General features: G+C 60.3%; 25 protein-coding genes. 23 read left to right on the forward strand and 2 right to left on the reverse strand.

Going from position 1 to position 20,334, the window contains the following annotated elements; genetic code table 11:
- The first annotated feature begins 2 nt into the window (after nucleotides 1-2).
- From rpsH to ISX84_RS07670, 9 genes are all read left to right on the forward strand, one after another.
- Nucleotides 3-395, forward strand: a complete 393-nt coding sequence (rpsH, locus tag ISX84_RS07635; RefSeq protein ID WP_195819744.1) for a 30S ribosomal protein S8 — start codon at nucleotides 3-5, stop codon at nucleotides 393-395.
- A gap of 10 nt (nucleotides 396-405) precedes the next feature.
- The gene (gene rplF, locus ISX84_RS07640; RefSeq protein ID WP_195819745.1) at nucleotides 406-939 is read left to right on the forward strand and encodes a 50S ribosomal protein L6; all 534 of its coding nucleotides are present in this window, start codon (nucleotides 406-408) and stop codon (nucleotides 937-939) included.
- Between the two features lie 11 nt (nucleotides 940-950).
- Entirely contained in the window at nucleotides 951-1,310 is a 360-nt protein-coding gene (gene rplR, locus ISX84_RS07645) for a 50S ribosomal protein L18 (protein WP_195819746.1), read from the forward strand.
- Between the two features lie 172 nt (nucleotides 1,311-1,482).
- A complete protein-coding gene (gene rpsE / locus ISX84_RS07650) occupies nucleotides 1,483-2,061 on the forward strand; it encodes a 30S ribosomal protein S5 (protein WP_195819747.1) in 579 nt (192 codons plus the stop codon).
- A 2-nt stretch (nucleotides 2,062-2,063) separates the two neighbouring features.
- Entirely contained in the window at nucleotides 2,064-2,252 is a 189-nt protein-coding gene (gene rpmD / locus ISX84_RS07655; protein WP_195819748.1) for a 50S ribosomal protein L30, read from the forward strand.
- A 101-nt stretch (nucleotides 2,253-2,353) separates the two neighbouring features.
- Nucleotides 2,354-2,488, forward strand: a complete 135-nt coding sequence (locus ISX84_RS23355; protein ID WP_268247445.1) for a hypothetical protein — start codon at nucleotides 2,354-2,356, stop codon at nucleotides 2,486-2,488.
- A 604-nt stretch (nucleotides 2,489-3,092) separates the two neighbouring features.
- Nucleotides 3,093-3,575, forward strand: coding sequence for a 50S ribosomal protein L15 (gene rplO / locus ISX84_RS07660; RefSeq protein ID WP_195819749.1), 483 nt, complete (start codon nucleotides 3,093-3,095; stop codon nucleotides 3,573-3,575).
- 121 nt (nucleotides 3,576-3,696) lie between these two features.
- Nucleotides 3,697-5,064, forward strand: coding sequence for a preprotein translocase subunit SecY (secY, locus tag ISX84_RS07665; RefSeq protein WP_195819750.1), 1,368 nt, complete (start codon nucleotides 3,697-3,699; stop codon nucleotides 5,062-5,064).
- Nucleotides 5,061-5,708, forward strand: a complete 648-nt coding sequence (locus ISX84_RS07670) for an adenylate kinase (RefSeq protein ID WP_195819751.1) — start codon at nucleotides 5,061-5,063, stop codon at nucleotides 5,706-5,708. Before secY ends, ISX84_RS07670 begins: the two co-directional genes overlap by 4 nt.
- Before the next feature lie 29 nt (nucleotides 5,709-5,737).
- Here ISX84_RS07670 and ISX84_RS07675 read toward each other — a convergent pair whose 3' ends face one another.
- Complete coding sequence (locus ISX84_RS07675; RefSeq protein ID WP_195819752.1) at nucleotides 5,738-6,544, reverse strand: hypothetical protein; 807 nt, start codon at nucleotides 6,542-6,544, stop codon at nucleotides 5,738-5,740.
- A gap of 443 nt (nucleotides 6,545-6,987) precedes the next feature.
- On the opposite strand from ISX84_RS07675, the gene rpsM reads away from it, so the two are divergent.
- The 14 genes from rpsM to ISX84_RS07745 all read left to right on the forward strand — a co-directional run bounded on the left by rpsM (nucleotide 6,988) and on the right by ISX84_RS07745 (nucleotide 19,812).
- Nucleotides 6,988-7,356 (forward strand): 30S ribosomal protein S13, encoded by a 369-nt coding sequence (gene rpsM / locus ISX84_RS07680; protein ID WP_195819753.1) that lies wholly within the window; start codon nucleotides 6,988-6,990, stop codon nucleotides 7,354-7,356.
- Nucleotides 7,357-7,371: 15 nt separating this feature from the next.
- Nucleotides 7,372-7,761, forward strand: a complete 390-nt coding sequence (gene rpsK / locus ISX84_RS07685; protein ID WP_159974560.1) for a 30S ribosomal protein S11 — start codon at nucleotides 7,372-7,374, stop codon at nucleotides 7,759-7,761.
- A gap of 113 nt (nucleotides 7,762-7,874) precedes the next feature.
- The gene (locus tag ISX84_RS07690; RefSeq protein WP_195819754.1) at nucleotides 7,875-8,891 is read left to right on the forward strand and encodes a DNA-directed RNA polymerase subunit alpha; all 1,017 of its coding nucleotides are present in this window, start codon (nucleotides 7,875-7,877) and stop codon (nucleotides 8,889-8,891) included.
- Between the two features lie 156 nt (nucleotides 8,892-9,047).
- A complete protein-coding gene (gene rplQ / locus ISX84_RS07695; RefSeq protein ID WP_195819755.1) occupies nucleotides 9,048-9,467 on the forward strand; it encodes a 50S ribosomal protein L17 in 420 nt (139 codons plus the stop codon).
- Between the two features lie 135 nt (nucleotides 9,468-9,602).
- A complete protein-coding gene (locus tag ISX84_RS07700) occupies nucleotides 9,603-10,982 on the forward strand; it encodes a trypsin-like peptidase domain-containing protein (RefSeq protein WP_195819756.1) in 1,380 nt (459 codons plus the stop codon).
- 1 nt (nucleotide 10,983) lies between these two features.
- Nucleotides 10,984-12,291 (forward strand): replication-associated recombination protein A, encoded by a 1,308-nt coding sequence (locus ISX84_RS07705; RefSeq protein WP_195819757.1) that lies wholly within the window; start codon nucleotides 10,984-10,986, stop codon nucleotides 12,289-12,291.
- A 31-nt stretch (nucleotides 12,292-12,322) separates the two neighbouring features.
- Nucleotides 12,323-12,703: a fluoride efflux transporter CrcB gene (gene crcB / locus ISX84_RS07710; RefSeq protein ID WP_195819758.1), complete on the forward strand. Its 381-nt coding sequence runs from the start codon at nucleotides 12,323-12,325 to the stop codon at nucleotides 12,701-12,703.
- Nucleotides 12,700-13,743: an RluA family pseudouridine synthase gene (locus ISX84_RS07715; protein ID WP_195819759.1), complete on the forward strand. Its 1,044-nt coding sequence runs from the start codon at nucleotides 12,700-12,702 to the stop codon at nucleotides 13,741-13,743. Before crcB ends, ISX84_RS07715 begins: the two co-directional genes overlap by 4 nt.
- A complete protein-coding gene (locus ISX84_RS07720; RefSeq protein WP_195819760.1) occupies nucleotides 13,740-14,414 on the forward strand; it encodes an HAD-IA family hydrolase in 675 nt (224 codons plus the stop codon). Before ISX84_RS07715 ends, ISX84_RS07720 begins: the two co-directional genes overlap by 4 nt.
- Nucleotides 14,411-15,115: an ATP12 family chaperone protein gene (locus ISX84_RS07725; RefSeq protein WP_195819761.1), complete on the forward strand. Its 705-nt coding sequence runs from the start codon at nucleotides 14,411-14,413 to the stop codon at nucleotides 15,113-15,115. The genes ISX84_RS07720 and ISX84_RS07725 overlap by 4 nt, the downstream gene beginning before the upstream one ends.
- A gap of 204 nt (nucleotides 15,116-15,319) precedes the next feature.
- Complete coding sequence (locus ISX84_RS07730; protein WP_195819762.1) at nucleotides 15,320-16,336, forward strand: amino acid ABC transporter substrate-binding protein; 1,017 nt, start codon at nucleotides 15,320-15,322, stop codon at nucleotides 16,334-16,336.
- Nucleotides 16,337-16,469: 133 nt separating this feature from the next.
- The gene (locus tag ISX84_RS07735) at nucleotides 16,470-17,684 is read left to right on the forward strand and encodes an amino acid ABC transporter permease (RefSeq protein WP_195819763.1); all 1,215 of its coding nucleotides are present in this window, start codon (nucleotides 16,470-16,472) and stop codon (nucleotides 17,682-17,684) included.
- A gap of 5 nt (nucleotides 17,685-17,689) precedes the next feature.
- On the forward strand, nucleotides 17,690-18,988 hold the full coding sequence (locus ISX84_RS07740; protein ID WP_195819764.1) for an amino acid ABC transporter permease: 1,299 nt from the start codon (nucleotides 17,690-17,692) through the stop codon (nucleotides 18,986-18,988).
- A 53-nt stretch (nucleotides 18,989-19,041) separates the two neighbouring features.
- Nucleotides 19,042-19,812 carry an amino acid ABC transporter ATP-binding protein gene (locus tag ISX84_RS07745; protein ID WP_195819765.1) on the forward strand — a complete coding sequence of 257 codons (771 nt, stop codon included), beginning with the start codon at nucleotides 19,042-19,044 and terminating at the stop codon, nucleotides 19,810-19,812.
- A 27-nt stretch (nucleotides 19,813-19,839) separates the two neighbouring features.
- On the opposite strand, the gene ISX84_RS07750 is transcribed toward ISX84_RS07745, so the two are convergent.
- Entirely contained in the window at nucleotides 19,840-20,334 is a 495-nt protein-coding gene (locus ISX84_RS07750; RefSeq protein ID WP_195819766.1) for a SixA phosphatase family protein, read from the reverse strand.

The following is a 20,334-nucleotide window of genomic DNA, read 5'->3' on the forward strand; positions in this document are numbered from 1 at the left end:
AGATGAACGATCCTATCGCAGATATGCTGACACGCATCCGGAACTCCTCGATGCGCGGTAAATCCACCGTCCACACGCCTGCCTCCAAGCTGCGCGCCTGGGTGTTGGATGTGCTGGCGGACGAGGGCTACATCCGTGGCTATGAGAAAACCACCGGTGCCGACGGCCACCCCGCCATCGAAATCAGCCTGAAGTACTATGAAGGCGAACCTGTCATTCGCGAGCTGAAGCGGGTCTCCAAACCCGGTCGCCGCGTTTACATGGGCGTCAATGACATCCCCGTTGTCCGTCAGGGCCTGGGCGTGTCGATTGTCTCCACCCCCAAGGGTGTGATGTCTGACCAAGCAGCACGCAGCGCCAACGTTGGCGGCGAAGTGCTCTGCACCGTCTTCTAAGGAGGGGCTCATGTCTCGTATTGGTAAAAAACCGGTCGACCTGCCCAGCGGTGTATCCGCCTCCGTGAACGGTCAGACCATCGAAGTGAAGGGCCCCAAGGGGACCCGGTCCTTCAAGGCCACGGATGATGTGACCCTGAAGGTCGAGGACAACGTGATCAACATCGAGCCACGCGGCAAATCCAAGCGCGCGCGGCAGCAGTGGGGCATGTCCCGCACGATGGTTGCGAACCTTGTCACCGGCGTCACCGACGGCTTCAAGAAAGAGCTGGAAATCCAGGGTGTGGGCTATCGGGCCAGCATGCAGGGCAACACCCTGAAGCTGAACCTCGGCCTCAGCCACGATGTGGATTATACGGCGCCTGAAGGGGTGACCGTGACGGCTCCGAAACAGACCGAGATTGTGGTGGAAGGCATTGACGAACAGCTTGTTGGTCAGGTTGCCGCGAACATCCGCGCTTGGCGTAAGCCCGAGCCCTACAAGGGCAAAGGCATCCGCTACAAGGGCGAGTTCATCTTCCGCAAAGAAGGCAAGAAGAAGTAAGGACGCAAACAATGGCAAATAGCAAAAGAGACCTGTTCTTGAAGCGCCGCCTGCGCGTTCGGAACAAACTGCGCAAGGTGAACGCGGGGCGCGTACGCCTCTCCGTGCACCGCTCCAGCAAAAACATCAGTGTGCAGCTGATCGACGACGTGGCGGGCAAGACGCTTGCCTCCGCCTCGACACTGGAAAAGGGCCTCGGTGTGGTGGGCAAGAACAACATCGAAGCGGCCACCAAGGTGGGCGCGGCGATTGCCGAACGCGCCAAGAAAGCCGGTGTGGAAGAAGCTTACTTCGACCGCGGCGGTTTCCTCTTTCACGGGAAGGTCAAGGCCGTGGCCGACGCTGCCCGCGAAGGTGGTCTGAAAATCTAAGGTACGGTGGCCCAAGGCCCACCCTACCTGCATGCGGGTAAGGTGGGCTTTAGGCCACCGTTGTTTGAGACAGCGCAGGCGGCTGTGGTGGCCGCCTCGATGATCCGGGGGCATTGCGCTCACTTGGGTTGAGACAAACGGGCGCTTGCCCAGATATCAAAGGATGTTCTCTATGGCAGAACGTGACAACCGACGTGGCAGAGGCCGTGATCGTGACGAAGCACCGGAATTTGCCGACCGTCTGGTCGCCATCAACCGCGTGTCCAAAACCGTAAAAGGCGGTAAGCGCTTTGGTTTCGCGGCCCTCGTGGTCGTGGGTGACCAGAAGGGCCGTGTGGGCTTTGGCAAGGGTAAGGCGAAAGAGGTTCCCGAGGCCATCCGCAAGGCCACAGAGCAGGCCAAGCGCCAGATGATCCGCGTGCAACTGCGCGAAGGTCGCACGCTGCACCACGACATGGAAGGCCGTCACGGCGCCGGTAAAGTGGTCATGCGCACAGCGCCTGAGGGGACTGGTATCATCGCCGGTGGTCCGATGCGGGCCGTGTTCGAGATGCTGGGCGTGAAGGACGTTGTGTCCAAGTCCATCGGCTCGCAGAACCCCTACAACATGATCCGCGCCACCATGGACGGGTTGAAGAAAGAATCGAGCCCCCGGTCGGTCGCGCAGCGTCGCGGCAAGAAAGTGGCCGACATTCTGCCCAAGCGTGAAGACAACGTTGAGTCCTCCGCGCAAGTGGCTGAGGAGGCATAAGCATGGCCAAGACGATTGTAGTAAAGCAGATCGGCTCCCCGATCCGCCGCCCCGCCAAACAGCGCGCGACGCTAATCGGCCTGGGCCTGAACAAAATGCACAAGACCAGCGAGCTGGAAGACACGCCGTCTGTGCGTGGTATGATCAACTCCATCCCGCATATGGTCGAGATCGTGGAAGAGCGCGACTGAGCTTTTCGCCGAATTGAAATTGAAGACGCCTCGTGGGAAACTGCGGGGCGTTTTTTTGTTTTTGCTACGCTCAGCCAAGTGAATAAGAAAGGTCGTACTAAATGGATTTGAAAGAATTTATCGCCGAAACTATTTCTGCAATTGCTGATGCGACGACGGATCTTCAGGAGCACTACACATCAGAAGACATTGTGATAAACCCACCATCCGCTCAGTCCGGAAGCGAAGTCTATTAGCCCGGAAGTTCCAATTACACAATGCGCCGGGTGCAGAATGTTTCATTTGATGTCGCCGTTACGGCCTCTTCAGAAAAGAGCGGTGGCGCCAAGGCCGGCATAAGAGTGATGTCGATTGAAGTTGGAGCAAAGGGTGACAAGACTGTCTCAGCAGAACAGGTCAGTCGTGTTAGCTTCAAGATTCCCATCACCCTAAAGCCGTCTAGTCATGAAGCGACTAACATTGCGCAGCGCGACAGAGAAATTGCGGAGGATGAGGCTGCGAGTCGACGTGCCGCGGAGGCATTTGATGGCAGGAGTGGCTACTACTAGCCGAAATACTGGACCGGTGATTAGGCCCGTGATCCCCGATCACGTGCTGCGCCCGACCCGCCCTATGGGCAGGCCCATCCTGCGGCCTAAATCGCTCTACTGGAGCGATTTCACAGACGGCCTCCGGCCCTGGGTCGGACGCGGCCCTCCGTTGCACGATTTTGGGCGCTTGATCTAAGCAGATATGAGGTCTATACGCCCACGACCACCACAAGGGTGATCATAGAATCGAAACGCCGTGTTTGCCTGCTCCCGTCGCTGGGGGGTACATCCGGCCAAAGGAGAAGCGACAATGAAACTGAATGAACTGTCTGACAACGCGGGCGCCACCAAGAAACGCAAGCGCGTCGGCCGTGGCCCAGGTTCCGGCACCGGTAAAATGGGTGGCCGCGGGATCAAAGGTCAGAAATCCCGCTCAGGCGTGGCGATCAACGGGTATGAAGGCGGGCAGATGCCGCTCTATCAACGCCTGCCGAAGCGTGGCTTCAACAAGCCGAACCGCAAGCAATATTCCGTCGTGAACCTGGGCCTGATCCAGAAATTCATCGACGCCAAGAAGATCGACGCCAAGAAAGCGATCACCGAAGACGTACTGGTTGAGTCCGGCCTGATCCGGCGCAAGCGTGACGGCATTCGTGTGCTGGCCAAGGGTGAGGTGACCGCCAAGCTCGACCTGACAGTCACAGGCGCGTCCAAATCCGCCATCGAAGCGGTTGAAAAAGCCGGCGGGTCGCTGACCGTGGCGGCGCCGGTCGCGGAAACGTCAGAGGCCTGAGGCCCGAGTTCAGGCTTGTGGGCGGCGCCTTCGCCGCTTACATAGTCTTTCAAGTTTTCCCGAACGCCGCCCGCCGGAAAACGGCCCGGGCGGCGTGTCCGTATCAAAAGAGAGCCCGTTCATGGTATCTGCTGTCGAAAGCATGGCCGCCAACACCAGCTGGTCCGCGCTGGGTAAGGCCACCGACCTGCGCAATCGCATCCTTTTCACGCTTGGTCTGCTGATCGTCTATCGTCTGGGCACCTTCATCCCGGTGCCGGGCATTGATGGCGTGGCCCTGCGCGAGTTCATGGAGCAGGCGGGGCAGGGCATCGGCGGCATGGTGTCGATGTTCACCGGGGGCGCGCTGGGGCGGATGGGCATCTTTGCCCTTGGGATCATGCCGTACATTTCGGCCTCGATCATCGTGCAGCTGCTGACGTCCATGGTGCCGTCGCTGGAGCAGTTGAAGAAAGAGGGCGAACAGGGCCGCAAGAAAATCAACCAGTACACCCGCTATGGCACGGTGCTGCTGGCCACATTGCAGGCCTACGGGCTCGCGGTGAGCCTTGAAGCGGGCGATATCGTCACCGATCCGGGTCTCTTCTTCCGCATGTCGTGCCTGATCACACTGGTCGGTGGCACCATGTTCCTGATGTGGCTGGGCGAGCAGATCACCGCCCGCGGCATCGGCAACGGTATTTCACTGATCATCTTCGTGGGCATTATCGCCGAGGTCCCGGCGGCCCTGGCGCAGTTCTTTGCCTCCGGTCGTTCGGGCGCGATCAGCCCCGCGGTGATCATCGGTGTGATCATTATGGTGATCACGACGATCATGTTCGTCGTGTTCATGGAACGTGCGCTGCGCAAGATCCACATCCAGTATCCGCGCCGTCAGGTGGGGATGAAGGTCTATGACGGCGGCTCCAGCCACCTGCCGGTCAAGGTGAATCCGGCGGGCGTGATCCCGGCGATCTTTGCCTCGTCCCTGCTGCTGCTGCCGGTCACGATCAGCACGTTTTCGGGTAATTCCACCAATCCTGTGATGTCCTGGCTGCTGGCGAACTTTGGTCCGGGACAGCCGCTCTACCTGACCTTCTTCGTGGCGATGATCGTTTTCTTTGCCTACTTCTATACCTTCAACGTCAGCTTCAAACCGGATGACGTGGCGGACAACCTGAAAAACCAGAACGGCTTTGTGCCCGGCATCCGGCCCGGCAAGAAGACCTCTGAATACCTCGAATACGTGGTCAACCGCGTGCTGGTGCTGGGCTCGGGGTATCTTGCGGCGGTCTGTCTGCTGCCGGAAATCCTGCGCGGACAGTTTGCCATTCCCTTCTACTTCGGCGGCACATCCGTGCTGATCGTCGTCTCGGTCACCATGGACACGATCCAGCAGGTGCAGAGCCACCTTCTGGCCCACCAATACGAAGGTCTGCTTGAAAAGTCGCAACTGCGCGGTAAATCTGGCGGCAAACCACGCAAGAAACGGAGCCCCGTCCGCCGATGAATATTATCCTGCTGGGGCCTCCCGGGGCTGGTAAGGGGACGCAGGCGCGTCACCTAGTAGAAACACGCGGCATGGTGCAGCTCAGCACCGGCGATATGCTGCGCGAGGCCAAGGACAGCGGCACGGAAATGGGTAACATAGTGGCGGACGTGATGGCCCGCGGCGCGCTTGTGACCGACGAGATCGTGATCGGGTTGATCAAGGAAAAGCTCGAGACGGTGAAGGCGAATGGTTTCATCTTCGACGGCTTCCCGCGCACGCTGGCGCAGGCGGATGCCCTGGGCGCCCTGCTGGAGAGCCAGAATGAGACCCTGGACGCGGTGATCGAGATGCGGGTCGATGATGCCGCCCTGGTCGCGCGGATCGTTGCGCGCTCGACCTGCGCGATGTGCGGTGAGGTCTATAACGACAACACCAAGCCGATCCCGGCGGATGGCAAATGCACCAACTGCGGCGGTATCGAGTTCAAGCGCCGCGCGGATGACAACGAGGAAAGCCTCAAGACCCGCCTGATGGAATACTACAAGCAGACTTCGCCGCTGATTGGCTACTACTACGCCAAGGACATGCTCTCGCGCGTGGACGGGCTGGGCAGCATTGATGCCGTCCAGGGCGAAATCGGCGCGGCGCTCGACGCATCCTAACGAACCTGGGCTACTGGTACTTCCCCGTGCTAGACTTGATCCGGCCTTCTGATCTGTTTTGCAAAGTCAGGTAGGCGCTTTTTGATAAAGTCGTAGAACTTGGTGTTGCGCTCGTTTGTGTCGGTCACGCCGTGAATATGCAGGATGGCGGCTTTGAGGACGGAGACCACCTGTTTGTTGGTTTCGAACTTTGCGGCAATTCCTCGAGACGGGTGCCATCCCTGCACCTTTCCATTGCTCACTCTCTTGAAAACCTCAAAGAGGGTCAGGTTGTCGGGAGGATCAGCAGCCTCGGTGTCAAAGGCGCTTTCGTGGCTCGGGACCGGGGTGACCCAGTCAGGAAGCTTGTCGACAGGCGTATTGATCAAATAGTTCGAAAGCCACAATTTGCGGGTGCGGCGGTATTGATCTGATGCTTCTGTGCGCCTTTCCTCGTCGCCTTTTTTGGGGTCTGTCGCGTCATAGAGCAGTTTGAACAGACCCCTGTTTCTGTCACTGAACAGTTTATACGCAACCTTTATGTCGATGTTGAATTGGTGCGTCGTGGTCTTTTTTGGGTCGTGTTTGCTCAATTCCGGCCCATGGCCGTGGGTCGTTCGGATCCGCCCGTTTGCGAAGTAAATGCTGCCGATCAGGCCGTCCTTGACGCTGGCGATGAGCTTGACCTTGGACTCTTCTTTGTACTCCTCCGCGGCCCACTCCGGGACGCTCGAGCTGGTGTCCCAAGCAGGCGTTTCCTCCGGGCCGTAGTCGGGCAGGAACGGACTGGAGGAGGTATCAACTTCGCGTTGCACAACGGTGCTGGCCCGCGACTGCACCTGCCGCAGCTGTGTCACAGGGGTGCTGTCATCCGCCTTGGCCTGCAGCGCGCCCAGTGCAGGGCTGGCTTTGCCACCGGCTTGGGCGGGGCGGGAGGACGTATGTTTCATACGCTTGGAGGCAGGACGGGTGGCGGTGAGTTTTGACATCGGAGGTCCCTTGACGACAAACGGATACGCTACAACCTAGCCTAGAGATACTGAGGGGTCTATACTCGCCTGAGCTGTTGCCCTCCGGCGAAGTTTGGCCACCTGAAATGACATCGCATCGGCGGGTTGACGCCTGCGCCAAAACCCCATAACACGCGCTATCTCTAACGAGAATCAATTTGTCTCAACGGTCGCTCCCGCGAGGCAAGATCACCTGATCAGCTGACGCCCGATGCCATGAAAAGCCTCGGGCTTACGTTGTGAAAAAAGGGTCTGGAACTACGGACCCGCAACGAAAAGGAATAGACCACGTGGCACGTATTGCCGGCGTAAACATCCCGACTGCAAAGCGGGTTCCCATCGCCCTCACATATATCACCGGTATCGGCAACACTTCGGCAAAGGCAATTTGCGAAGCGGTTGGTATCGACGCGACCCGCCGGGTCAACGAACTTTCCGACGCCGAAGTGCTGGCCGTGCGCGAGCACATCGATGCCAACTACACCGTCGAAGGTGACCTGCGTCGCGACACGCAAATGAACATCAAGCGCCTGATGGATCTGGGCTGCTACCGTGGCCTGCGCCATCGTCGCAACCTGCCGGTTCGCGGTCAGCGCACCCACACCAACGCTCGTACCCGCAAAGGCCCCGCAAAGGCCATTGCCGGTAAGAAGAAGTAAGGGAGGGTCTGACCAATGGCACGTGACAGAGTCCGCGTTAAGAAAAAGGCCAGCAAGAACATCGCCGCAGGTGTGGCGCATGTGAACAGCTCCTTCAACAACACCAAGATCCTGATCTCGGATGTGCAGGGCAATGCGATCTCCTGGTCGTCCGCCGGCACCATGGGCTTCAAGGGCTCGCGGAAATCCACACCCTACGCGGCCCAGATGGCGGCAGAGGATGCGGGCCGCAAGGCGCAGGAACACGGCGTGAAGACGCTGGAAGTGGAAGTGCAGGGGCCGGGGTCTGGCCGTGAAAGCGCGCTGCGTGCGCTGGCAGCTGCGGGCTTCAACATCACCTCCATCCGCGACGTGACGCCCATGGCGCACAACGGCTGCCGCCCACCGAAGCGCCGCCGCGTTTAATCAGAATTTGACTATCGGGGCTGCGGGATTTCTCGCGGCCCCCATCCGCTTTTTTGAAACCTCGAGAGTCTTGGCCTTTCGGACATGGGGCTTAGACAGGAATGGAGGGACGCATGATCCACAAGAATTGGGCTGAATTGATTAAGCCGCAACAGCTTGACGTGAAGCCGGGCAATGATCCGGCACGTCAGGCCACCGTGACCGCCGAACCGTTGGAGCGTGGCTTTGGTCTGACCATGGGCAATGCACTGCGCCGCGTGCTGATGAGCTCGCTGCAGGGTGCGGCGATCACATCCGTACAGATCGACAACGTGCTGCACGAATTCTCATCCGTGGCCGGTGTGCGCGAAGACGTGACCGACATCATCCTGAACCTCAAGGGTGTGTCCCTGCGCATGGAAGTCGAAGGGCCCAAGCGCCTGTCGATCTCTGCCAAGGGTCCTGGCGTTGTGACAGCGGGCGACATTTCGGAATCCGCTGGTATTGACGTGCTGAACCGCGAACATGTGATCTGCCACCTCGACGACGGTGCCGATCTCTACATGGAACTGACTGTCAACCAAGGCAAAGGCTATGTCTCTTCCGAGAAGAACAAGCCCGAAGATGCGCCCATCGGCCTGATCCCGATCGATGCGATCTATTCGCCGGTCAAAAAGGTCAGTTACGACGTGCAGCCGACCCGGGAAGGTCAGGTTCTGGACTATGACAAGCTGACCATGAAAGTGGAAACAGACGGCTCCCTGACACCGGATGACGCGGTGGCTTTTGCCGCGCGTATTCTGCAGGACCAGTTGGGTATCTTCGTCAACTTCGACGAGCCTGAGTCTGCCTCCCGCGCGGATGAGGACGATGGTCTGGAGTTCAACCCGCTGCTGCTGAAGAAAGTGGACGAGCTGGAATTGTCTGTCCGCTCGGCGAACTGCCTGAAGAACGACAACATTGTCTACATCGGTGATCTGATCCAGAAAACCGAAGCGGAAATGCTGCGCACGCCGAACTTTGGCCGCAAATCCTTGAACGAGATCAAGGAAGTGCTCTCGGGCATGGGTCTGCACCTCGGGATGGACGTCGAAGACTGGCCGCCAGACAACATCGAGGATCTGGCCAAGAAATTCGAAGACTCCTTCTAAGGGGTCTTTGCGATAGCCCGCCGCGTGCGGGACTTAAATGCCCGCAGCTGGCGGGGAATATCCGGGCCAGAAGGCCCCAAGGAGAGCCGGGTGACACGCATCACCCGGTCAGACAAAGCAAAAACGCCCGTAGAGGGCATTATTAGGAGATAGAAAATGCGTCACGCACGTGGATACCGCCGCCTGAACCGCACACATGAGCACCGCAAGGCGCTCTGGGCCAACATGGCCGGCTCGCTCATCGAACATGAGCAAATCAAGACAACACTGCCAAAGGCAAAAGAACTGCGCCCGATCATCGAGAAAATGATCACGCTGGCGAAACGCGGCGATCTGCACGCGCGCCGTCAGGCGGCAGCCAAGCTGAAGCAGGACCAATACGTCACCAAGCTGTTTGACGTGCTGGGCCCGCGCTACAAGGACCGCCAGGGCGGGTATGTGCGCGTGCTGAAAGCGGGCTTCCGCTATGGCGACATGGCACCGATGGCGATCATCGAGTTCGTGGATCGCGACCGCGACGCCAAGGGCGCTGCCGACAAGGCGCGTCTGGCTGCCGAAGAAGCCGCTGACGAATAAGCCAAGCGCATCGCGCTTTGCACTGACCCTTGTCCCTGTCGGGGCGAGGGTTTTTTTGTGCGTCCGGCCCGGATATTCAGGGCCGAAGCACGCTGAGGTGTTGCGGTCCGTGCAAGCGGGGCGCATATCTGTGGCATGCGGACCTTTCTGACTATTGTGATGCTGATCTGTGCTGCCCCGCTGACGGCCCAGCAGGTGCCAAAGTCTGCGGCGGAGATACAGTTGAGTTTTGCGCCTCTGGTGCGCGAAACGGCCCCGGCGGTCGTGAATATCTACGCGCGCTTTGTGACGGAAACCCGCCGCCGCACGCCCTTTATGGATGACCCGTTTTTTGACGGCTTTTTCGAAGGTTTTGGCCGTCCGGAGCCGCGGGTGCAGAATTCGCTGGGGTCCGGTGTGATCCTGTCCGAGGATGGGATCATCGTCTCGAACTACCACGTGGTGGGGATGGCGACGGATATTCGCGTGGTACTGTCGGACCGGCGCGAATTTACCGCGCGGGTTTTGCTTGGGGACGCCGAAAGCGATCTGGCGATTTTGCAATTGGAAGGGGCGGAAGATCTGCCCCATTTGCCGCTGCGCGCCTCGGATACCGTCGAGGTTGGCGAGCTGGTTCTGGCCATCGGCAACCCCTTCGGCGTCGGCCAGACGGTGAGCAGCGGCATCGTGTCGGGCCTGGCCCGCTCCGGCGCAGCCACCGGATCGGGACGTGGCTATTTCATCCAGACCGACGCGCCGATCAACCCGGGCAATTCCGGTGGCGCGCTGATCGACGTGCGTGGGGAGCTTATCGGGATCAACACGTCAATCCTGACCCGATCCGGCGGCTCCAACGGGATCGGCTTTGCGATCCCGTCTGATCTCGTAGCCGCTTTCGTGACGCAGGCGCGGGCGGGACGCACCAGTTTCGCACGGCCTTGGGCAGGTATGGGGGGGCAACCCGCGGATGCGGAGATTGCGGAGGCCTTTGGTCTCGATCGTCCCGGCGGGATCATCATTTCGGCAATGCACACCGAAAGCCCCTTTGCGCAGGCCGGTATTGCCGTGGGAGATGTGATCGTCGCTGTGGACAACCATCCGGTCAATACCCCGCCTGAGATGCTCTACCGGATGAGCGTCACAGGGCTGGGGCAAACCGCGCGGATTACGTACCTGAGGGAGGGTGCAGAGCAGACGACGGATGTGCGGCTGATCCCAGCGCCGGACGTGCCGGAGCGCGAGCCTTTGGTTTTGCAGGATACAGACGTTTTGCCGGGGCTGAGCCTTGTGCGGATAAACCCGGCGGTGATTGCCGAATACACCCTGCCATTGGAAAGCCAGGGGGTTCTGGTCACGGATCCCGGGCGGTTTGGTGCGCGCGTTGGCCTGCGGGTGGGCGATGTGATTGTGGGGATCAATGAACAAGGCATGGCGCGCCCGCGGGACGTGGCGGCCGCGTTTCGCGCCCGTGCGCGTGGCTATGCGGTGACCGTGATTCGCGGAAACCGGCGCCTTCAATTGCGGTTTGGGGTATGACGTGACCGATCTTTTTGCCAGCGAAACTGTCCCAGAACCGGTGGGCCACCGCCCGCTGGCCGACCGGTTGCGTCCGCAAACCCTAAGTGAGGTGATCGGGCAGGATCAGATACTGGGGCCGGAAGGGCCGCTGTCAGTCATGTTGGCCTCCGGCACGCTCAGTTCGCTGATTTTCTGGGGGCCGCCGGGGGTAGGAAAGACCACAATCGCCCGGTTGCTGGCGCATGAGACCGATTTGCACTTTGTGCAGATCAGCGCGATCTTCACCGGCGTGCCGGATTTGCGCAAGGTCTTTGAGGCGGCGAAGATCCGGCGACAGAACGGGCAGGGCACGCTGCTCTTCGTCGACGAAATCCACCGCTTCAACAAGGCACAGCAGGACGGGTTCCTGCCGCATATGGAGGATGGCACGATCCTGTTGGTGGGGGCGACCACCGAAAACCCATCGTTCGAATTGAACGCCGCCGTCATGAGCCGGGCGCAGGTCATGGTGCTCGAACGGCTCGATCTGAAGGACCTTGAGCTGCTGGCCCAGCGGGCGGAAAAGGAGTTGGACCGCGCTTTGCCACTGGAGGGCGCGGCGCGCGAGGCGCTGTTGGAGATGGCCGATGGCGACGGGCGGGCCCTGCTCAATTTGATCGAACAGGTGGCCGCGTGGAAGGTGGAAGGCAAGCTGGACACCACGGCCCTCTCCGCCCGGCTGATGCGGCGGGCAGCGCAATACGACAAGGGCGGGGATGCCCACTACAACCTGATTTCGGCCTTGCACAAATCCGTGCGCGGGTCAGACCCGGATGCTGCACTCTATTGGTTTGCGCGGATGCTGGAAGGCGGCGAGGACCCCAGATATCTGGCGCGGCGGATCACGCGAATGGCGGTGGAAGACATCGGGCTGGCGGACCCGCAGGCGCAGGCAATCTGTTTGCAATCCTGGGAAACCTACGAACGGTTGGGCTCCCCCGAAGGCGAACTGGCGCTTGCGCAGGCCCTGGCCTATCTGGCGCTGGCCCCGAAATCCAACGCGACCTATGTGGCCTACAAAGGCGCGCGCGCGGCAGCCAAGCAAACCGGGTCCGAACCGCCGCCGAAACACATCCTGAACGCGCCAACCTCGATGATGAAGGATCAGGGGTACGGCGCAGGCTATGCCTATGACCATGACGCTGAGGACGGGTTTTCGGGGCAGAACTACTTTCCGGAGAAAATGGCCCGCCCGAGCCTTTATCAACCGGTCGAACGTGGCTTTGAACGTGAGTTGAAAAAGCGCCTGGACTACTTTGCCAAGCTGCGGGCAAAGCGCGAAACTTGACAATCACAGGCGGGTACGTGACAGACCGCGCATGATGAAAACTCTGATCATGGTGGCCGCGGGTGGCGGGCTTGGCGCGTCGTTGCGGTTCCTCTGGGGCGTTTCCGTGATGCGGGTGACCGGCCCCTCTGAATTCCCTGTGGCGATCATGATGGCAAATGTGCTGGGCTCCTTCCTGATGGGCGCTTTCGTGGTGCTGGCAGCACACAAGGGGCTGACGCATCTGAGCCCTTTCGTGATGACCGGTCTTCTGGGCGGGTTCACCACCTTCTCAGCCTTTTCACTGGAGGCGGTGACCTTGATCGAACGCGGTGATCTTGGGGCCGCCGGGCTTTACATGGCGCTCTCCGTTGCTCTTTCCGTTGGAGGTTTGATGCTGGGCCTCTGGATGACACGAGGGGTGCTGCTATGAGCCGGGTTCAGACAGTGACGGTTGGCGAAGAGGATGCGGATCAGCGGTTGGATCGCTGGTTCCGCCGTCAGTTTCCCCAAATCAGCCAGGGGCTGATCGAAAAGATGTGTCGCAAAGGCGAAATCCGCGTGGACGGTGGCCGGGTCAAGGCCGCCACGCGTCTGGACGCGGGGCAGCAGGTGCGGGTGCCCCCCCTGCCGGACAGGGCAGCGCCGCCGCCGGAACCCCGCACGTCAGTCTCGGACGCGGACAGCAAACTGATCCAGTCCTGCGTGATCTACCGGGACGACCACGTCATTGCGCTCAACAAACCTGCCGGATTACCGACGCAAGGCGGGTCGAAACAGACCCGCCACGTGGACGGGCTGGCAGAGGCCTTGAAATTCGGCTTTGACGAAAAACCGCGGCTGGTGCATCGGCTCGACAAGGACACTTCGGGCGTCTTGTTGCTGGCCCGTACACGGCTTGCAGCCAAAGCGCTGACCGCCGCGATGCGGCACCGTGAGACCCGCAAGATCTACTGGGCGCTCGTCGCCGGAGTGCCGACGCCCTACCTTGGCGAGATCAAGTATGGGCTGGTCAAGGCGCCGGGTCACGGGCGCGGCGGCGAGGGCGAAAAGATGATCGCCCTGCACCCGCGTGACATTGACGACACCCCTGGCGCAAAGCGGGCGCATACGCTTTATGCCACGCTCTACCGTGTCGGTTCTCGCTCCGCCTGGGTGGCGATGGAACCGCTGACGGGTCGGACCCACCAGCTCCGGGCACATATGGCAGAGATCGGGCATCCGATTGTCGGTGATGGCAAATACGGTGGCTCCGGGCAGGAAAACATGGGCGATGGCTGGGGCGCGCAGCTGGGTGGCATCATTTCCAAGAAACTGCATCTGCATGCGCGGATGATGCGCTTTGAGCATCCCGAAACACGCAAGACCATCACAGTGACGGCCGATCTGCCGGAGCATATGGCGCAGAGCTGGGAGACCTTCGGTTGGACCGAGGATCTCGCGGCGGAAGACCCCTTTGAGGCCTTGGGATGAGCGGCGCCTTGCGGCTGGTGATCTTTGATGTGGATGGCACGCTGGTGGACAGCCAGGGTGACATTCTGGCGGCCATGGGGGAGGCGTTTGACGCGGTTGATCTGCCGCGCCCCTCGCGTGCGACCGTACTGGGCATCGTCGGCCTGTCCCTTGAGGTCGCGATGGCCCGCTTGGCCCCGGAGGCCGATCATGCTCGCATGGTGCAAGCCTACAAGGACGCCTATATGACCCTGCGCGCGAAGACCGGAGCGGCGCAGTCTTCGCCGCTTTATCCCGGTGCCCGTGAGACACTGGAACGCCTACAGTCGGCGCCGGACGTCCTTCTGGGGGTCGCGACAGGCAAATCAAAACGCGGGCTGGACAAGCTGATCGAAGCGCATGCGCTTGAGAATGTCTTCGTCACCCGGCAGGTTGCTGACTTTCACCCGTCCAAGCCACATCCGTCGATGATCTATCAGGCCATGTCGGACGCCGGTGTCAAACCGCAGGATACGGTGATGATTGGCGATACCAGCTTTGACATGGAAATGGCGGCGGCGGCGGGCGTGTCCGGATTTGGCGTCAGCTGGGGGTATCATCCCGTCTCCGCTCTCTCTGCCGCGCAACTGGTGCTGGACGAGTTTTCCGCCCTTGAGGGCGCGTTACAGGCACTCTGGAGGGCCTCGGCATGAGTGAATGGAAGGCCAAGCGGTTCTGGACAGCGGTGGAAATCACCGAAGCACCGGAAGGGTATGGCATCGAACTCGACGGGCGCCCCGTGAAAACGCCCGCGAAACGGGCACTTCTCGTGCCCACACGTGGTTTCGCCCAAGCGGTTGCTGCGGAATGGGAGGCGCAGGAAGAGCTCATTGAGCCGCAGAACATGCCCTTCACCCGCACCGCCAACGCCGCTCTGGACAAGGTGGCGGTCCAGCATGCGGAGGTTGCGGATATGCTGGCAGCCTACGGCGATAGCGACCTGCTCTGCTACCGGGCTGAGCAACCTGCGGAACTGGTGGCGCGTCAATCCGAGCGTTGGGATCCGTTGTTGGCATGGGCGGAGCAGGCCTTGGGCGCGCGACTGGAGGCACGGACGGGTGTGATACATGTGCCGCAGGACGCGCAGGCGCTTGCCGCGCTCAAGGCACGGGTGCACGCCCTGTCTGATTTCCAGCTCGCGGCCTTCCATGACCTCGTCAGCCTGTCAGGGTCACTGATTCTGGGCTTTGCTGCCACGCAAGATGTGCAAACTATTCAAGCGCTTTGGGAAATATCCCGTCTCGATGAAATCTGGCAGGCGGAACAATGGGGCAAGGACGACGAAGCAGAGGCCGCCGCGGCCATAAAACAAATGGCATTCGAGCATGCTAAAACGGTTTTTGATCTCTCATAGGGTGAAAAATCTCGCGTACCGTGAGGAAAGCTAAAACATAACGGTAAGACAGGCTGATTTTGCGGCGCCTGCCCTTGACGTTATTGCGTGAATTCGCCCAGTATATCGCCCACTTGGAAGGTCAAAACTTTCAATATCGCCTCCGGCCTAACATGTGCCGGTCGACCCGCCGTTAAACTGGCGGAAAATCAGGAAGAGGTAAAAATGAAAAAATCAGTAATCCTTGGCGCGCTAACCGTCGCTGGCCTGTCGGCCGGTGCTGCGGCCGCTGGTACGTTGGACGACGTCAAAGCGCGCGGCAAACTCAACTGCGGCGTGACCACAGGTCTCGTGGGCTTCGCGGCACCGGATGCGAACGGCGAATGGAAAGGCTTTGACGTTGCAGTATGCCGCGCGATTGCCGCCGCTGTTCTGAACGATCCGACAGCTGTCGAATTCGTACCGACAACGGGTAAAACACGTTTCACGGCGCTTGCGTCCGGTGAAATCGACGTTCTGGCACGGAACACCACCTGGACCTTCAGCCGCGATGTTGACCTCAAGTTCACCTTCGTGGGCGTGAACTACTATGATGGTCAGGGCTTTATGGTGCCAAAAGCACTGGGTGTGTCCTCGGCCAAAGATCTCGACGGCGCGACCGTCTGCATCCAGACCGGTACGACAACCGAGTTGAACCTCGCGGACTTCTTCCGCGCCAATAACATCAACTACGAGCCGGTGCCGATCGAAACCAACGCCGAAGCGCAGCAGCAGTACCTTGCAGGTGCCTGCGACGTCTACACAACAGACGCCTCCGGCCTGGCCGCGACACGTGCGACATTCGAAGCACCGGGCGACCACGTCCTGCTGCCCGAGATCATCTCCAAAGAGCCGCTCGGCCCGCTTGTACGCCACGGCGACGACGAATGGGGTGACGTGGTGCGCTGGACGCTGAACGCGCTGATCACGGCAGAAGAGCTGGGCGTGACATCGGCCAACGTGAACGAGATGGCCGCAAACACCGGCAACCCCGAAGTGGCACGCCTGCTGGGCACCGAAGGCACGCTGGGTGAAATGCTCGGTCTGGACGCCGAGTGGTCCAAGCGCGCGATTGCCGCCGGCGGTAACTACGGTGAAGTCTTTGCCAAAAACATCGGTGAAGAAACGCCAATCGGACTGGCACGCGGGCTGAACGCCCAGTGGACAGACGGTGGTCTGATCTACTCGCCACCGTTCCGCTAAGAACGACACGGACAAGGGCGCAGGGACCAACCTGCGCCCTTTCCTTATGACGACCCATAAAACGACAACCCGGTCACAGAGACGCAGCAAGCGTCCGTAAAAACCAAAGGCCGGAACCACGGGGAAAAACTCAATGACGACACTGACGGACCCACCACGGGAGTCCTTCCGCCTGTCTATGCTGATCAATGACACGCGGTATCGGTCACTCACGTTCCAGGCGATTGCGCTGCTGGTCTTGATCATCGCATTTGCGTATTTGACGAATAATCTGCTCACCAACCTCGCGGCGGCCGGATTGAACATTGCCTATGATTTCCTGGGCACGCCGGCGGGCTACGATATCAACCAGACGCTTGTGGAATACGACAGCCAGTCGAGCCACGCGCGCGCGGCCGTTGTCGGTATTCTGAACACGCTGTTGGTGGCCTTCCTGGCCTGTATCACCGCGACCGTCTTTGGCGTGATCGCCGGGGTGCTGCGCCTGTCCAACAACTGGCTGGTCAGCAAGTTGATGGCCTTCTACGTCGAGATTTTCCGCAACATCCCCGTGCTGATCTGGATCATCATCATCTTCACGATCATGACCGCTGTGCTGCCGGGGCCGCGTGAATTCCGCGGCGACAATCCAACGTCTTCAATGTTCCTTGATCTTTTTGCCTTTACCAACCGGGGTATCTACATTCCCGCCCCCGTCTGGGGCCCGGGCTCCATGGTGGTGGTCGCAACCTTCATCGCGTCGGTGATCGGCGTCATCGCCTACCGCCGCTATGCGACAAACCTGCTCTACTCCACCGGGCGTCTGCTGCCCATGGGCTGGCCAAGCCTTGCGATCTTCTTCGTGCCGACCATCCTGATGTTCTACATCCTCGGGCGCCCGATCGGGCTCGATATCCCCGAGCTGCGTGGCTTCAATTTCCAGGGCGGCATCAAGGTCGGTGGTCCGCTGATCGCACTGTGGTTTGCTTTGTCGATCTACACCGGTGCCTTCATCGCTGAGAACGTGCGCGCGGGTATCCAGGCGGTCAGCAAGGGCCAGACCGAGGCCGCCTCCGCACTAGGATTGCGCCCCGGTCGCGTGATGAACCTTGTGGTGCTGCCACAGGCGCTGCGCGTCATCATTCCGCCACTGATCTCGCAATATCTCAACATCACCAAGAACTCCTCGCTGGCGATTGCCGTGGGCTACGCCGATATCACCGCGACGCTGGGCGGCATCACGCTGAACCAGACGGGCCGCGCCATTGAATGCGTGCTCCTGCTGATGCTGTTCTACCTCACGATCTCCCTGTCGATTTCGGCGATCATGAACGTCTACAACAACTCCGTTAAGCTGAAGGAGCGCTGAGGCCCATGTCAGATACACATGCCCAAACCGTCGCCTTCGTGCGTGATACGGAAATCCCATCGGCCCCGCCGCCCTATGCCGCGACGGGCCCGGTCAAATGGATGCGCGAGAATCTTTTTGCAACGCCCGCAAATGCGGTGCTTACCCTGCTCGCGCTTTACGCCATCTACCTCATCCTCGCGCCCACGCTGCCGTGGATCCTGAACGGCGTCTGGAGCGCCAACAGCCTCGCGGAATGCCGCGAGATCCTGCAGGGCGCGACGGGTGCCTGTTTTGCGGTGCTGACCGAACGCTGGCCGCAACTGCTCTTTGGCTTCAAGTATCCGTCGGACCTTTACTGGCGTCCGACACTGGCATTCGTGCTGCTGTTCGTCGCTGTCGCGCCGGTGTTGTTCTTTGATCTGCCGCGCAAGCTGCTGATCTTCACCGGCTTGTTCCCCTTCATCGCCTACTATCTGATCTGGGGTGGCACCATCTTCGTGCCGATCCTGGCACTTGTCGGCTGTATCGGCGGCTTTGCCGTCTACCAACGGTTTGTGACGGGCAGCTTTGCTGCAGGTTTCTTCGGCGGTATCGCGGCGGCTTTGGCGATCTGGTACATCGGCGGCCTGCTGATCCCGGCAGGGGCCTCGAACAATGCCATGCTGACACCGGTGCCCAGCCGCGATCTCGGTGGTTTCATGCTCAATATGATGCTGGGGGTCACCTGCGTGTCGCTGTCGATCCCCATCGGCATTGCGCTGGCGCTGGGGCGCCAGTCCAGCATGCCGTTGATCAAGGTGGTCTGTGTTGTCTTCATCGAGTTCATTCGCGGCGTGCCGCTGATCACGTTGCTCTTCGTGGCCTCGGTGATGCTCAGCTACTTCTTCCCGCCGGAATCCAGTGTCGACCTGTTCCTGCGCGTGGTGATCATGATCACCATGTTCTCGGCGGCCTATATCGCCGAGGTGATCCGGGGCGGTCTTGCTGCTTTGCCCAAAGGGCAGTATGAGGCGGCGGACAGCCTGGGGCTCGATTACCCGCAGGCAATGCGGCTGATCATCCTGCCGCAGGCGCTGAAGATTTCCATCCCCGGCATCGTGAACGTGGCCGTGGGCCTCTTCAAGGATACCACGCTGGTCTCGGTGATCTCCATGTTCGACCTCGTCGGCATGATCCGCGGCCCGATCCTCGCCTCGACCGAATGGAACGGCGTCTACTGGGAACTGCTGGGCTTTGCGGCACTCCTGTTCTTCGTCGTCTGCTACGGCATCTCGCAATACTCACAATGGCTCGAACGTCGCCTTGCGACCGACCACCGTTAATCTTCCCGCACCTCGCGAAAGCGGCAGGGAAATAGAAAAGAAAGGCCTGACCAATGGCTGAACACGCAACTCAAATGCAGGTCTCGGATGAGATCGCCATCACCATCTCGAAGATGAACAAGTGGTACGGCACATTCCACGTGCTGCGCGACATCGACCTCACGGTCAACCGCGGCGAACGTATTGTCATCTGCGGGCCCTCGGGCTCGGGGAAATCCACGCTCATCCGCTGCATCAACGCGCTGGAAGAGCACCAGCAGGGCTCTATCGAAGTGGACGGCACGCTCTTGTCGTCGGATCTCAAGAACATCGACAAGATCCGCTCGGAGGTGGGCATGTGCTTTCAGCACTTCAACCTCTTCCCGCATCTGACGATCCTGGAGAACTGCACACTGGCGCCGATCTGGGTGCGCAAAACACCCAAGAAGGAAGCCGAAGAGACGGCGATGCACTTCCTTGAGAAGGTCAAAATCCCCGATCAGGCGATGAAGTATCCCGGTCAACTCTCGGGCGGTCAGCAGCAGCGGGTGGCGATTGCGCGCAGCCTGTGCATGCGCCCGCGCATCATGCTCTTTGACGAGCCAACTTCGGCGCTGGATCCGGAGATGATTAAGGAGGTGCTCGACACGATGATCGAGCTCGCCGAAGAGGGCATGACCATGCTCTGCGTGACCCATGAGATGGGCTTTGCGCGGCAGGTGGCGAACCGCGTCATCTTCATGGACGCAGGGCAAATCGTGGAGCAGAACGAGCCAGAGGCCTTCTTCAACAACCCGCAAAGCCCGCGCACACAGCTGTTCCTCAGCCAGATCCTGGGCCATTAACAGGTAGGGTGGGCTTTCAGGCCACCTTTACACCAGCTCCCGCGGGATCACGAAATCAATCGGCTGGCCCTGGTGCCAGCCGATTTGCTTCCACGCCTCAGCATCGAAATCGACAACCAGGGTCGCCCCGGTCGGATAGTCGGCAAACCGGTCGTGCTGTGGCGGCGCCTTGACGATCCGCTCGGCCATCTCCGCAATACCCGCATTGTGACCCAGCATGAGGACACACTGCCCCGTCGCTGTGCGCAAGACATCCAGCATGATCTCAGGTTCAGCCATATAGAGCGCACGGGTGAAGGTGATCGGTGTTTCATCTGGCAACGCCAGCCCTACACAGGTCTGCCCTGTCCGCTCGGAGGAAGAACTCAGCACCTGATCCGGCTGGTATCCCGTCCTGCGCAGCCAACCCCCCAAGGCTTTGGCAGAGGCCACCCCGCGCTTGTTCAACGGGCGGTCGTGATCGCCCAGATGCGGATGGTTCCAGTCCGATTTCGCGTGACGCATGAGGATCAGTCTGAGCAC

Source organism: Roseobacter sp. MH60115 (assembly GCF_015644665.1).
GTDB lineage: Bacteria > Pseudomonadota > Alphaproteobacteria > Rhodobacterales > Rhodobacteraceae > Roseobacter.